Consider the following 14,004-nt stretch of genomic DNA (forward strand, 5'->3'; position numbering starts at 1 on the left):
GGGGTGGGGCGTCGCGGTCAGCGCGGGTCCGGGATCAGGACGACCTTGCCGGTGATCGTGCCCGACTCGGCCAGCGTCATCGCCTCCGCGGCCCGGGTCAGCGGGATGCGGGCGGCCACCTGGGGGGTGATGGTGCCCTCGGCGAGCAGGGCCAGGACCTCGGTCAGGTCGGCGCGCAGGCGGGCCCGGAACGCGGCGGGGCGGCGCTTGCCGGCCCAGATGTTGTAGAAGTGCGTGCGCCGCCCGTTGGGCAGCAGGTTCCACCACAGCAGGCGGGCGATCAGCCCCAGCACCGGGAGCCGGGACGAGCCGGGCCGGTCCTTCGTGGCCGCCGTTCCGTAGGAGACCAGCGTGCCGCCCCGGGCGAGCAGTCGGAACGAGTCGACGATGCCGTCCCCGCCCACGTGGTCGAACACCGCGTCGACGCCGTCGGGGGCCGACTCGCGCACCAGGGACGGCAGATCGGGCGCTCGGTAGTCGAGCGGGACGGCGCCGAGCGCGCGTACCGCGTCGTGGTGGCGCGGGGACGCGGTGCCGATCACCCGGATGCCCGCGTGCGTGGCCAGCTGGACCAGGGTCGAGCCCACGCCGCCGTTGGCGCCGTGTACCAGGATCGTCTGTCCCCGCCGCACCTTCGCCACGCGGTGCAACATCTGCCACGCGGTGATGCCGTTGACCACCACCGTCTCCGCCTCGGCCGGGTCGACCTCCTCGGGCACCTCGACCAGGTCGGCGACCGGGAGCACGATCCGGCTCGACCAGCCGCCGACCTTGGTCAGCGCGGCGAAGCGGCGGCCGACGAGGGAGGCGTTCACCCGGGGGCCCACCCGCGACACCGTGCCGACGAGGTCGTAGCCGGGCACGAACGGGAAGGGCGGCTGGTCGTAGTACTTGCCCCGGCGCATCTGCTGCTCGGCGAAGGACACGCCCGACGCCTCGACCGCGAGCAGCACCTCCCCGGGGCCCGGCTCGGCCACCGGGCGCTCGCGCACCTGCAGACCCGAGGGGTCGACGACGCCCGGGAGCACGATCTCGGTCGTGGTCTCGGCGGGGGGCCGGCCCTGGGCCTGGGACGTGGTCTCGATCGCACTGATGGTCATGGCATCTCCCGGAGATAGTGACTCTCAATCACCTTCGTTATAGCCTCTAACTTAAGTGCATGCCTGTAGTCCGTCAAGGTTTCCCGTGAAACACGTCGGCTAGATCGGCGCGGACCAGGTCACCGTCGTCCCGAGCCCCTCCGGCCCCGGGCCGAAGTCCGCCCGGCCGCCCAGTTCCTCGGCCCGGCCCGCCAGGTTGGCCAGCCCGCTGCGCCGACCGCCCGGCGGGATGCCCACCCCGTCGTCGGTGACCGCCAAGGCGACGGAGCCGCCGGCCACCACCAGGCTCACCTCGACGCGCGACGCGTGCGCGTGGCGGGAGGCGTTGGACAGGATCTCGCGCAGTGCGGCGAGAAGCTGCTCGGCGACCGCGTCCGGCACGGTCGAGTCGACCGGTCCGACGAAGGTGACCGTCGGATCGAAGCCGAGCGCGGGCGCCGCCGCGCTCGCCTCGCGCAACACCCGCCCCCGGACCCCGGTCGCCCCTTCGCGCGGCGGATTCTGCAGCGCGAAGATCGTGCTGCGCACCTCACGAATCGTCGCGTCGAGTTCGTCCACCGCCTGATTGACCCGGGTGACCACACCCGGCACCTTGGCCAGCCGGGCCGCGCCCTGGAGCATCATCCCCGTCGCGAACAGCCGCTGGATGACCAGGTCGTGCAGGTCCCGGGCGATCCGGTCGCGATCCTCGAACACCGCCAGCCGTTCCCGATCGCGCTGCGCGCCCGCCAGCATCAGCGCGATCGCGGCCTGGCCGCCGAACGCCTGCGCCATCGAGCGCTCGGTCGCGTTGAACGGCACCGCGCCGACGCGCTTGTCCAACTCCAGCGCGCCGAGGATGCGATCGCTGGCGATCAGCGGTACGAACAGGCCCGGACCGAAGCAGCGCGACTTGGCCACCATCACGTTCGGGTCGGTGCTCATGTCCTCGATGAAGATGCTGCGCCCGGCGTTGATCGCCTCCGCGAGCGGGGTGCCCTTCTCGATCACCGTGCCGCCGAGGCCCGCCAGGTCCTCGCCGGAGGTGACCTCGACCAGGTAGGAGCCGTCGGGCTGGGGCAGGTACATCGCGGCGAAATCCGCCTCGGCCAAGCCGCGGGCCCGCTCCGCCACCACGACCAGCGCCTCGTCGGGGTCCTGCGCGGTCAGCAGCGCCGTGGTGACGTCCGCCGAGCCCATGATCCACTTCTCTCGGCGGGCCGCGCTCTCGAACAGGCGCGCGTTCTCGATCGCGACGCCAGCCGCCGCCGCGAGTGCCCGGACCACCTGCTGGTCCTCGATGCCGAAGTCGGGTCGACCGCGCTTCTCGGTCAGGTACAGATTGCCGAACACCTCGTTGCGCACCCGGATCGGCACACCCAGGAACGAGTGCATCGCCGGATGGTTCGGCGGGAAGCCGTAGGAGGCCGGATGCCGGGTCAGATCGTCGAGGAGCAGCGGTTCGGGACGGTCGATCAGCAGGCCCAGGATGCCCCGGCCGTGCGGGAGTTCGCCGATGCGCTCGCGGTCGGCCGGGTCGATGCCGACGGTGATGAAGTCGGACAGGTTGTTGTCGCTGCCGATCACGCCGAGCGCGGCGTAGCGGGCGTCGGCCAGGTCGGCCGCGGCCTCGACGATCCGGCGCAGCGTGGTGTGCAGGTCCAGGTCGGCGCCGACCGCGATCACCGCTTCGAGCAGGCCCTGGAGCCGGTCCCCGGTGGCCGAGGCCGAGCCGAGCCGTTCGACCACCTCGGCGACGATGTCGTCCAGGGCGAGCGGGGCCGACGCGGGGGGTCGGTGGGTGTCGCGGGTGTCGTCTGTTCGGTCGGGGCGCCGGGGCGGGTCGGGGCGCTCGGTCCGCTCGGGTTCCTCCGGGCTGTCGCCGCCGTTCGCCATGGGTAAAGCGTACGGGTGTGAATCGGCTGGAAAGGTATCAAACCGCACGGACACGCGTACGGATCCGCGGCCGGCCCGTTCCGCGCCGGTCCGGGACGTCCGGGTGGGATGTCCCGCTCAGGCACCCGCCGTGACCGGCGCCGCCGCGTGCTCGCGGTCCAGGAGCGTGCGGAACTCCCCGGGCGCGGTGCTCAGTTCCGCCCACGTGCCGCGTTGGCGGATGCGCCCCTCGGCCAGGACCACGATCTCGTCCACCGCGTCCAGACCGGTGAGTCGGTGGGTCACCAGGAGGGTGGTCCGGCCCCGGGTGGCGTCGAGCAGGTCGGCGGTCAGCGCGTCGGCCGTGGGCAGGTCGAGGTGTTCGGCCGGCTCGTCCAGAAGCAGGATCTCGAAGTCGGCGAGCAGCGCGCGGGCGAGCGCGAGCCGTTGCCGCTGGCCGCCGGAGAGCCGGGCGCCGTGTTCGCCGACCATCGTGTCCAACCCCTCGGGCAGGCCGTCGACCCAGTCGAGGAGCCGGGCCCGGGCCAGCGCCGCCCGCATCGCCTCCTCGTCGCAGTCCGGCCGGGCCAGCCGCAGGTTCTCCCGCAGCGAGCTGTCGAAGACGTGCGCGTCCTGGGCACACAGCCCGATCACCCGGCGCACGTCGTCCCCGGCCGCCTCGCCGAGCGGTACACCGCCCAACGTCACCGTGCCCGCCGCCGGCTCCAGGAAGCGCAGCAGCACATTGGCCAACGTGGTCTTGCCCGACCCGCTCGGCCCGACCACCGCGAGCCGCTTGCCGGGCGTCAGGTCGAGGTCGACCCCGACCAGGGCCGGCGGGCCGTCGGGGGTCCAGCGGGCGGACAGGTCGCGCACCCGCAACGGGCGCGGCGCGGCGGACAGCGCGACGGGCGCGGCCGGTTCGCGCACCGGCTCCGGGGTGTCCAGCACCTCGAACACCCGTGCCGCGGCCCGCCGCGACGCCTCCAGGTGCCGGCCCGCGGCGGGCAGCACGACGGTGGCCTCGAACGCGGCCAACGGGGTGAGCACCACCAGCGCGAGCAGCACGCCGCCGAGTCGGTCGGCGTGCACCGCGGCGACGCCGACCAGGGCCGAGGCCCAGACCGTCGCGCCGGCCACCAGCGCGGCCAGGCCCGCGCCGACGCCCGCGCCCCGGGCCTGGCCCGCCTCGGTCGCCCGCAGCCGGGCGTCCACCTCGGCCACCTCGGCGAGTCGGGCGGGGGCGCGGCCGGTGGCGATCAATTCGGGGGTGCCGCGCAGCAGGTCGACCACGGCGGCGGAGAGCTCGCCCCGGACGGCCGCGACCCGACGCTCGGCCCGCCGGGCGACCCGGGCGGCCAGCCACGGGACCAGCGCGCCGGCGGCGAGCAGGCCCACCAGCAGCACCGCGCCGGCCTCCGGGAGCACCAGGGCCACGGTCAGTACCGCGCCCGCGCCGACCACCGCCGCCACACAGGCGGGCAACAGCGCCCGCAGGAAGAAGTCCTGCACCGCGTCCACGTCGGCGACCAGCCGGGACAGCAGATCCCCCCGACGGAAGGCGGGCAGCCCGGTCGGCGCCAGCCGCTCCAGCCGCTCGTACACCCGAACCCGCAGCCGGGCCAGGATCCGAAACGCCGCGTCGTGCCCGATCAGCCGCTCGGCATACCGGAACACCGCACGCGAGACGCCGAAGGCCCGAACCCCGGTCACCGCGACCATCAGCGTCAGCACCGGCGGATGCTCGGAGGCCCGCGAGATCAACCACGCCGAGGTGGCCATGAGCCCGACCGAACTACCGAGCGCGAGCGCCCCGCACAACACCGCCAGCGCGAGCCGCCCCCGCAACGGCCGGGCCAGCGCGAGCAGCCGCCGGCCGGGACCGGCCGGCGCGGGAGCCGTGGCAGGCGCGTCGGACGGTACGGCGGACGAACCGCCCGAGCCCGAGGCCCCCGACGAAGTCACCGAGCCGACCGACCCCACCGCTTCCGCAGCCACCTCCGCCGACACCGCCGCGACGTCACCCGCCGCCTCCGCCGCGCGCATCGTGTCCACCCGAGCCCGAGCCCCGACCGCCGCGTGCGCCCCGACCGAGTCCCGCGCCGACGCGCCCTCGGCCAGCGAGGTACCCGAGGCATCCGTGGCGCCCAAGGCACCCGAGGCACCCGCCGCCGAGCCCCCCACCCCCACCACCCGATCCGCCAACGGCAACAGCGCGGGCCGGTGCGCCACCAGGATCACCGTGCGCCCCACCGCCAGCCGGCCGACCGCCTCGACGACGGCCGCCTCGCTGTCCCCGTCCAGGTTCGAGGTCGGCTCGTCGAGCAGCAGGATCGGCCGGTCGGCCAGGAACGCCCGGGCCAGCGCGAGGCGTTGCCGCTGCCCGGCGGACAGGCCCGCCCCGTCCTCGCCCAGCGGCGCGTCGAGGCCCCCCGCGCGCGCCACGAAGTCGGCCGCCCCCGCGTCGGCCAGCGCCCGGTCCACCTCGGCGTCGCTCGCGTCCGGCCGGGCCAGCCGTACATTCGCCCCGATCGTGCCCGCGAACAGGTAGGGCCGCTGCGGCACCCACGCGATGTGCGCCCGCCACGCCCGCGGATCGAGATCGGCCAGGTCCACTCCGCCCACCGTGACCCGCCCCGACGTCGGCCGCACGAAGCCGAGCAGCACCGCGAGCAGGGTCGACTTGCCGCATCCGCTCGGACCGGTCAGCGCCACCGTCTCGCCGGGCCGCACCGTCAGGTCCACGTCCGCCGGCGCGGCGTCCGCGCGTCCCTCGTACCGCACCGTCACCCCGTGCAGCACCACGTCGGCCGAGCGCGGATCCGGCACCGGCGCGGTCCCGGCCGGAGCGTCCGGCGCGGTCTCCAGCACCTCGAACACCCGTTCCGCGGCGCTGACCCCCTCGACGCTCGCGTGATACTCGGCGCCGACCTGGCGCAGCGGCAGATACGCCTCGGGCGCCAGGATCAGCACCACGAGCGCGGTCTCCAGACCCAGGTCCCCGTCGACGAGGCGCAGGCCCACGCCGACCGCGACGAGCGCGACCGAGATGGTGGCGAGCAGTTCCAGGGCGAACGAGGACAGGAACGCGATCCGCAGGGTCTTGAGGGTGGCCCGGCGGTAGTCGTCGGTGATCGCCCGGATCGACGCGGCCTGGGCCTTGGCCCGCCCGAACACCTTCAGCGTCGGCAGCCCGGCGACCACGTCCAGGAAGTGCCCGGCCAGCCGGTTCAGCACGCTCCACTGCCGGTCCATGTGCTTTTGCGTGGCCATCCCGATCAACGCCATGAACAGCGGGATCAGCGGGAGGGTGACCACGATCGTGGCGGCCGAGATCCAGTCGCCGAACACCACCCGCGCGAGCACCGCCACCGGCACCGTGACGGACAGCACCAACTGCGGCAGATAACGCGCGAAGTAGCCGTCCAGCGCGTCCACACCCCGGGTGGCGAGCGTGGTCAGCTCACCCGACCGCTCCCGGTTCAGCCAGGCCGGACCGAGCCGGACCACGTGCGCGAGCAGCCGCGAGCGCAACTGCGACTTCACCGCCGCCGAGGTCCGGTGCGCGACCACCTCGGTGAGCCAGGAGATCGCCGAGCGGGCCGCGACCACGCCGGCCAGCAGGCCCAGCTCCGGCCACAGGTCGCCGACCCCGGCGCCCTCCTCGAAGGCCGCCACGATCACCCGGGCGAGCAGTGCCGCCTGGACGAGCACGAGGCCCGCGCCCGCCGTGCCCAGCACCACCGTCAGGGCCAGAAAGCCCCGGGTGGCTCGGGCGTGGGTCAGCAGGCGCGGGTCAACAGGCTTCACGATCCGCTCTCTTCGCTACGTCGTTGCGTCTTCGGGTCGCCGCGTCGGGGCCGGCGGCCCCACCGGCCCCACCGCCGAACCCCTACTTCCCCACCAGATCGGCCGCAGCCGCTCCGAACGCCGGCTTGGTCGGGATGCTCTTCGTGCTGATCCGCTTGCGGAACACCCAGTACGTCCACGCCTGGTAGCAGAGCACGACCGGGGTCATGAAGGCGGCGACCCAGGTCATGATCTTCAGCGTGTAGGGCGTCGAGGACGCGTTGTGGATGGTCAGATCCCACGCCGAGTCCAGGCTGGAGGGCATCACGCTCGGGAACAGCGACAGGAACAACATCGCCACCGCCGCGATCACCGTCACGCCCGACATCGCGAACGCCCAGCCCTCGCGCCCGATCCGGTTCATCGCCAGCGCGCCGACCAGGGCCGCGACCGCGACGATCAGCGCGACCAGCGTACGGCCGTTGCCGTGCGCGGCCTGGGTCCAGATCAGGAACGCCGCCGCGAGCACCGCGGTGACCAGGCCGAGGCGCCCGGCCAGCGCGCGTGCCCGACCCCGGATGTCGCCGTCGGTCTTGAGCGCGACGAACACCGCGCCGTGGAAGGTGAACAGCACCGTGGTGACCACGCCGCCGAGCAGGGCGTACGGGTTGAGCAGGTCGAACAGGTCGCCGACGTACTCCTTGTTCCCGTCGATCTTCACCCCGCGCGTGATGTTCGCGAACGCCACACCCCACAGGAACGCCGGCACCAGCGAGCCCCAGAAGATCGCCTGCTCCCAGCCGCGCTTCCAGCGGTCCTCGTCGCGCTTGGCCCGGTACTCGAACGCCACCCCGCGCAGGATCAGCGCCACCAGGATCAGCAGCAGCGGCAGGTAGAAGCCGCTGAACAGGGTCGCGTACCACTCGGGGAACGCCGCGAAGGTCGCCCCGCCCGCGGTGATCAGCCACACCTCGTTGCCGTCCCAGACCGGACCGATGGTGTTGATCAGCACCCGGCGCTCGGTCTCGTTCCGGGCCAGCACCTTCGTCAGGATGCCGACGCCGAAGTCGAAGCCCTCGAGGAAGAAGTAGCCGATCCAGAGCACGGCGATCAGCAGGAACCAGAATTCGTTGAGTCCCATGACCCTCTCCCTCTCCCCTAGTACGCGAAGGCGAGCGGCCGGTCGGCGTCCTCGCCCCCGCCCGACGGATCGTCGGGGTGCTTGTCCGCGGCCGGCTTGATCGGTTCGGGTCCGGCCTTGACGTAGCGCCGGATCAGGCCGAGTTCGACCACCGCGAGCGCGCCGTAGAGCAGGGTGAACACGATCAGCGAGGTGAGCACCTCACCGGTGGACACGCTCGGCGACACTCCCGCCTCGGTCTTGAGCACCCCGAACACCAGCCACGGCTGGCGGCCCATCTCGGTGAAGATCCAGCCGAACGAGTTGGCCGCGAACGGGAACGCGATGGTCCACAGGCCGACCCGGTACACCCACGGGTTGCTCGGCAGCTCCCGCTTGCGCCGGGTCAGCCACAGCCCGACCAGGCCGATGCCCGCGGTGACCATGCCCACGCCGATCATCAGCCGGAACGACCAGTAGGTGACGAAGATGTTGGGCCGGTAGTCGCCGGGGCCGAACTTGACCACCGACTGCTCCTGGAGGTCGTTGATCCCCGGCAACTCGGCGTCGAAGTCGTTCTTGGCCAGGAAGGACAACGCGCCGGGGACCTCTATGGCGACCTTGTTGTGACCCTTTTGCACGTCGCCGTAGGAAAAGATCGAGAACGGCGCGGGCTTGGAGGTCTCCCACAGCGCCTCGGCCGAGGCCATCTTCATCGGCTGCTGGTCGTACATCAGCTTGCCCTGCATGTCGCCGGTGAGCGCGAGGCCGACGCCGGCGAGGACCGAGACCCACAGGCCGAGCCGGAGCGAGGGGCGAAAGACCGCGACCTCGTTGCGCTTGCGCAGGTGCCAGCAGCTGATCCCGATCAGGAAGCCGCCGGCGACCAGGAAAGCGGCCGGGAGGATGTGCAGGAACGCGGCGATCGCGGTGTTGTTGGTGAGCACCGCCACGAAGTCGGTCAGCTCGGCGCGGCCGGTCTCCGGGTTGATCTTGTACCCGACCGGGTGCTGCATCCACGAGTTGGCGGCCAGGATGAAGTAGGCCGACAGGATCGTGCCGATCGCGGCGGCCCAGATGGTGGCCAGGTGGATCTTCTTCGGCAGGCGGTCCCAGCCGAAGATCCACAACCCCAGGAAGGTCGACTCCAGGAAGAACGCGACCAGCGCCTCGATCGCCAGCGGGGCGCCGAAGATGTCGCCGACGAAGCGCGAGTAGTCGGACCAGTTCATCCCGAACTGGAACTCCTGCACGATGCCGGTCACCAGGCCGAGCGCGAAGTTGATCAGGAAGAGCTTGCCCCAGAACTTGGTGGCTCGGAGGTAGTGCTCCTTGCCGGTACGCACCCACGCGGTCTGCAGGCAGGCGACGAGGATGGACAAACCCATCGTCAATGGCACGAAGAGGAAGTGGTAGACGGTCGTGATGCCGAACTGCCACCGGGCTACGTCGAGTGTTTCGACGGCGAGGTCCATGGGCCCCTCATTCCTCCTGATCGCCGGTCGTGCCCCGCCCGCGAGCGCGCGAGGCACGTTTGGTTCACGATGCACACGCCGTCCCCGCGCCTCTCGCCCGACACTCCGCCGGACGAACCCGGATGAACCGGGATGGATGCGCGGGTTCCGACGCGCACGACTTTGTGAATGGGTTCACAAAGTCAAGCTTGTGCATCCGTTCACAAACACTAGCGAGCCCCTCCGGGCACCCTGGAGGGGGGTGCCCGAAGGGGCTCATTTCGGCTCTCGGGCGCTACTTCTCCATGAATCGCGCCGCCTGCTCCAGGAAGATCGTGTTGGCCTCGGTCTCACCGATCGTGATCCGGCAGCCCTCGCCCTCGAACGGGCGCACCGACACCCCGGCCGCCTCGCACATCGCGGCGAATTCGCCGGTGCGCTCGCCGAGCCGCAGCCAGACGAAGTTGGCCTGCGAGTCGAACACCGTCCAGCCCTGGCCGATCAGCGTCTCCAGCACCCGGGTCCGCTCCTGGACCAACGCCTCGACCCGCTCCAGGAGTTCGGCCTCGGCGCCGACCGAGGCGATCGCCGCCACCTGGGCGAGCCGGTTCACCGCGAACGGCATCCCGGTCTTGCGCAGCTCGTCGGCCGCCGCCTCGTGCGCGATGGCGAAGCCCACCCGCAGGCCGGCCAGCCCGTACGCCTTGGAGAACGTGCGCAGCACCACCACGTTCGGCCGCTCGCGGTACAGCTCGACCCCGTCCGGCACCCGCTCGTCCCGGATGAACTCGCGGTACGCCTCGTCCAGCACGACCACCACGTGGCGCGGCACCCGGTCCAGGAACCGCTCCAGCTCGGCGCGGTGGATCACCGTGCCGGTCGGGTTGTTCGGGTTGCACACGAAGACCAGTCGGGTCCGCTCGGTGATCGCGGCGGCCATCGCGTCCAGGTCGTGGCTCTCGTCGGCGAGCAGCGGGACCATCACCGGCGTCGCCCCGGCGAGCAGCACGAGCATCGGGTACGCCTCGAACGAGCGCCACGCGAAGACGACCTCGTCGCCCTCGCCGGCCGTCGCGTTGACCAACTGCTGGGCCACGGTCACCGAACCGTTGCCCACCACGATGTGCGACGCGGGCACCCCGAACCGCTCGGCCAGCGTCTCGGCCAGCTCCGCGTTCGCCGGGTCCGGGTAGCGATTTATCTCGCCGACCGCGTCCGCCACCACCTTGTGCACGCTGGGCAGCGGCGGGTACGGGTTCTCGTTGGACGAGAGCTTGTACGCCGGGAGACCCTCGGCCGGCGCGGGCGGTCGACCCGCCTTGTAGGCGGGCACCGCCGCCAGGGCGGCCCGGAACCGGGGGGTGGTGCCGTCGTCGGTGCCTGGGGCGTTGTGCTCGGTCACGCCCGTCCTCCTCGCATGCTGGTCGGGGTGCCTGGGCGCACGTCCCGGTCGTCTCACTCTATGATCCGCCGGCCCGGAGGGGGTTCCCGGACGGTGGGCGCCCTTCGCCGAACGTTCAGGGGCAGGTATGGGGCGATACGTTTCTTCGTAAAGCAATGACATGAACCCGGCCAGGGCGGCCCATTCGCCCTAGTGTCGTGACGATGACAGCGCCAGATGTACCGCGCGTGGGGCGGCGGATCCGGGTGGGCATCCGGGACGTCGCAGCGGCTGCCGGGGTGTCGATCACGACCGTCTCCGACGCGCTCAACGGCAAGGGCCGACTGCCCGACACGACCCGTGTGCACGTGCGCGAGGTCGCCGACCGGCTGGGCTACCGCCCGTCGGCCGCCGCGCGCACCCTGCGCACCGGCCGGTCGGGGTTGCTCGGGCTGACCACGACCATGCGCTCGACCGAGCCGTTCGCGCTCACCGAGTTCGCCTGGTTCGCCGAGCTGGTGCGCTCGGCCACCGCGACCGCGCTCGACCTGGGCTACGCGCTCGTCGTGCTGCCCGCGTCCTCGCCGCACGACGTCTGGGGCAACGTCGCGCTCGACGGCACCATCGTCGTCGACCCCGCCGACGACGATCCGCTCGTGCACGAGCTGCTGCGTCGGGGCGTGCCCGTGGTCAGCGGCGGCCACCCCGGTTCCACCCCGGTCTACGGCTGGGTGGACAACGACCACGTGGCGGCCGTGCGTTCGGTACTCGACCATCTCGCCGACGCGGGCGCCGAGCGGATCGGCCTGCTCGCCGCCGCCGACGGACCCGGGGCCGACAAGGGGGCCGCGGGCTATCGGGCGTGGTGCGCGGACCGGGGTGTGCCGGCGATCACCGAGGAGTACGAGGCCCGCACCCCCGGCGCGGGCCGGGCCGCCGCCGCCCGCCTGCTCGACCGGGGGCCCGACGCGGTGTTCGGCCTGCACGAGGGCTGTGCGGCCGAGTTGTTGGACGCGGCCCGCGAGCGTGCCCTGCGGGTGCCCGACGACCTGCTCCTGGCCTGCTGCGGCGAGGGGGCCGACCCGTCGGTGACCTCGCTGAGCCTGCAACCGGCCCTGGCCGGCGCCTGGGCGGTGGAACTGCTCGTCGGGGTGATCGAGGACGCCGGGGCGGGGCCGCTGCTGCCCGCCCAGCGCACCGTGCCCACCCGGCTCTTTGTCCGGGATTCCTCCACGCGCCGCTGACCGGTGTGTTCGACCCGATCCGCCGCCCGGTGCCCGGCCGCACCCGGGGGTGGGGGCGCCGGGGTACACGGTCGCGGGTCCACGCACAATTGAGCGTGGTCCGTTCCACCGTGCCCGCACGAGAGATACGGTCCAGGAATCATCCGAATCGGACCGGGTGAGCCGCAGCCGAACCCGGCTGTTGTGCGTCTTGGTTCACAACGGGTGTCGGAACCGCCGCCGTACGGTGGTGCCGATCTGAAGAAAGGACCCTTCTGGTGAGCAACGTCTCGGCTACACCGGCCCCCACGGGCGCCGCGGCGGAGCAGGACGCCCCGCTGTACGTGGTCGGCGACGTCCACGGTCATCTGGAGGAGCTCAAGGCCGCCCTGCGCGCCCGGGACCTGATCGACGAGGACGCGCACTGGAGCGGCGGACGCTCGCGCCTGTGGTTCCTCGGCGACTTCACCGACCGCGGCCCCGACGGCATCGGCGTGGTCGAACTGGCCATGTCGCTGGCCCGCGAGTCGGCCGAGGCCGGCGGCAGCACCCGGATGTTGCTCGGCAACCACGAGATCCTGCTCCTGGGCGTGTTCCGCTTCGGCGATCACCCGGTGCCGGTCGCGGGCGGCTCGACCACCTTCCGCGAGATCTGGCTGCGCAACGGCGGCATGCAGTCCGACCTGGAGCGCTTCACCGACGAACAGGCCGACTGGCTGGCCGGGCAGCCGGTGGCCGCGGTGGTCGACGGGCACCTGCTGATCCACTCCGACAGCAACGCCTACCTCGAATACGGCGACACCATCGAGGAGGTGGACGGTGCCGTCGCGGACATACTGCGCGAGCCGGACCCGCTCTCGTGGTGGGACCTGTTCCGCAACCTGACCCGGCGTGGCGCGTTCATGGGCGAGGTCGGCCCGTACGCGGCGGCCGATCTGCTCAGCGAACTGGGCGGGCGGCGGATCGTGCACGGCCACACCCCGATCCCGTACCAGACGGGCGAGGACCCCTCCACGATCGCCGGACCGCGCGTATACGCGGACGGTCAGGTGGTCAACCTCGACGGCGGGATCTACCTCGGCGGCCCGTGCCTGGTCGCGCGGTTGCCGCTGGCCGGCCCCGAACCGGGCGTGCTGCCCAGCGCGTTGGAGGAGACGCAGGGCCGGGTGTACGACCTGGGCGACCTGGCCGCCGATCCCGGGGACGAGTGACCGTCGTAGGGAACTCCCTGCCCAAAAGGCGGAGGTGCACCCTATCATCAATAGGTATCCGCCTCGACACCGTCAGGTGCTTTTGCGGGTCGTTGATCCACCGACAGCTTGCACGGGTCCCCTGACGGGCCCGGCGGACGCGGGAAACGCCCGCGCGGCCTCATTCGGGGGATCCGATGCAACACTGGTTTGGAAGTGACGAGCACCGCCGCCAGTACGAGCAGTTCGTCGACGACGCACTGCACCTGGAGGAAACCCTCTCCGGTCTCGCGGCGGTACCCAACCTGAACGTCGAGCAACTGCGGACGGCCACGTTGGACGCGACCCCGTCGATCGCCGAGACGGCGCGCGACGAATACGACCGGTACGAACGTACGGAGCAGCGTTTCGAGTCGGGCATCCGACCGGACTTCGGCGCCTCGATGATCGAGGCCGGCGAGAGCTTCGGCTGGTTCGCCCTGGCCACGGCGATGGCGGTGATCGTGGCCGGCATCTCGGCGGTCGTCTTCCTGATCGTGGGCTACGTGCTGTTGCCGCTCACGATGGACGACCCGGGCATGCAGCACACGATGCAACTCGCCTCGATCGCGGCGATCGGCATCTCGCTCGGGGCGGCGGCGATCGGGGGACTCGCCATGCTCGCGGTGGCCGCGCGCAACCGGGCGCGGCCGACCGGGGAGGTCGAGGTGTACCTGGCGCGCGAGGAATGGCGCCGGGCGATCCTGCACCGCGGCATCCTGCCGTTCATGCGCTCGCGCCTGCGCGAGGGCTCGGACGAGGGCACCACGCTCCTGGGCTGACACCGCCGGCACCGATCCGCCCGCCCACCCGCCCCGGGTGGGCGGCCCGGATCGCGCCGGCGGCACCGAGTC

General features: G+C 72.3%; 9 protein-coding genes. 3 read left to right on the top strand and 6 right to left on the bottom strand.

Annotation, left to right across the window (positions count from 1 at the left end):
- Positions 1–17: 17 nt before the first annotated feature.
- The 6 genes from ACH4XV_RS32165 to hisC form a co-directional block, all read right to left on the bottom strand.
- The gene (locus tag ACH4XV_RS32165) at positions 18–1,100 is read right to left on the bottom strand and encodes a medium chain dehydrogenase/reductase family protein (RefSeq protein ID WP_395795834.1); all 1,083 of its coding nucleotides are present in this window, start codon (positions 1,098–1,100) and stop codon (positions 18–20) included.
- Positions 1,101–1,199: 99 nt separating this feature from the next.
- Positions 1,200–2,975, bottom strand: a complete 1,776-nt coding sequence (locus ACH4XV_RS32170) for a GAF domain-containing protein (protein ID WP_395795835.1) — start codon at positions 2,973–2,975, stop codon at positions 1,200–1,202.
- Positions 2,976–3,092: 117 nt separating this feature from the next.
- Positions 3,093–6,764: a thiol reductant ABC exporter subunit CydD gene (gene cydD, locus ACH4XV_RS32175; protein ID WP_395795836.1), complete on the bottom strand. Its 3,672-nt coding sequence runs from the start codon at positions 6,762–6,764 to the stop codon at positions 3,093–3,095.
- Between the two features lie 82 nt (positions 6,765–6,846).
- Positions 6,847–7,884, bottom strand: coding sequence for a cytochrome d ubiquinol oxidase subunit II (gene cydB, locus ACH4XV_RS32180; RefSeq protein WP_395795837.1), 1,038 nt, complete (start codon positions 7,882–7,884; stop codon positions 6,847–6,849).
- A 17-nt stretch (positions 7,885–7,901) separates the two neighbouring features.
- Positions 7,902–9,338, bottom strand: a complete 1,437-nt coding sequence (locus tag ACH4XV_RS32185; protein ID WP_395795838.1) for a cytochrome ubiquinol oxidase subunit I — start codon at positions 9,336–9,338, stop codon at positions 7,902–7,904.
- Positions 9,339–9,612: 274 nt separating this feature from the next.
- The gene (hisC, locus tag ACH4XV_RS32190; RefSeq protein ID WP_395795839.1) at positions 9,613–10,719 is read right to left on the bottom strand and encodes a histidinol-phosphate transaminase; all 1,107 of its coding nucleotides are present in this window, start codon (positions 10,717–10,719) and stop codon (positions 9,613–9,615) included.
- 203 nt (positions 10,720–10,922) lie between these two features.
- Between hisC and ACH4XV_RS32195 the strand changes: the two genes are divergently transcribed.
- The 3 genes from ACH4XV_RS32195 (at position 10,923) to ACH4XV_RS32205 (ending at position 13,932) form a co-directional block, all read left to right on the top strand.
- On the top strand, positions 10,923–11,942 hold the full coding sequence (locus ACH4XV_RS32195; RefSeq protein WP_395795840.1) for a LacI family DNA-binding transcriptional regulator: 1,020 nt from the start codon (positions 10,923–10,925) through the stop codon (positions 11,940–11,942).
- A 257-nt stretch (positions 11,943–12,199) separates the two neighbouring features.
- Complete coding sequence (locus ACH4XV_RS32200; RefSeq protein WP_395795841.1) at positions 12,200–13,132, top strand: metallophosphoesterase family protein; 933 nt, start codon at positions 12,200–12,202, stop codon at positions 13,130–13,132.
- A gap of 176 nt (positions 13,133–13,308) precedes the next feature.
- Positions 13,309–13,932, top strand: coding sequence for a hypothetical protein (locus ACH4XV_RS32205; RefSeq protein ID WP_126640304.1), 624 nt, complete (start codon positions 13,309–13,311; stop codon positions 13,930–13,932).
- Positions 13,933–14,004 lie beyond the last annotated feature (72 nt).

Source organism: Embleya sp. NPDC020630 (assembly GCF_044334985.1).
In the GTDB taxonomy this organism is placed as follows: Bacteria; Actinomycetota; Actinomycetes; order Streptomycetales; family Streptomycetaceae; genus Embleya.

Coding starts and splice junctions, on each gene's coding strand:
- ACH4XV_RS32165 (WP_395795834.1), bottom strand. CDS start 1,100: ATGACCATCAGTGCGATCGAGACCACGTCCCAGGCCCAGGGCCGGCCC.
- ACH4XV_RS32170 (WP_395795835.1), bottom strand. CDS start 2,975: ATGGCGAACGGCGGCGACAGCCCGGAGGAACCCGAGCGGACCGAGCGC.
- cydB (WP_395795837.1), bottom strand. CDS start 7,884: ATGGGACTCAACGAATTCTGGTTCCTGCTGATCGCCGTGCTCTGGATC.
- ACH4XV_RS32185 (WP_395795838.1), bottom strand. CDS start 9,338: ATGGACCTCGCCGTCGAAACACTCGACGTAGCCCGGTGGCAGTTCGGC.
- ACH4XV_RS32195 (WP_395795840.1), top strand. CDS start 10,923: ATGACAGCGCCAGATGTACCGCGCGTGGGGCGGCGGATCCGGGTGGGC.
- ACH4XV_RS32205 (WP_126640304.1), top strand. CDS start 13,309: ATGCAACACTGGTTTGGAAGTGACGAGCACCGCCGCCAGTACGAGCAG.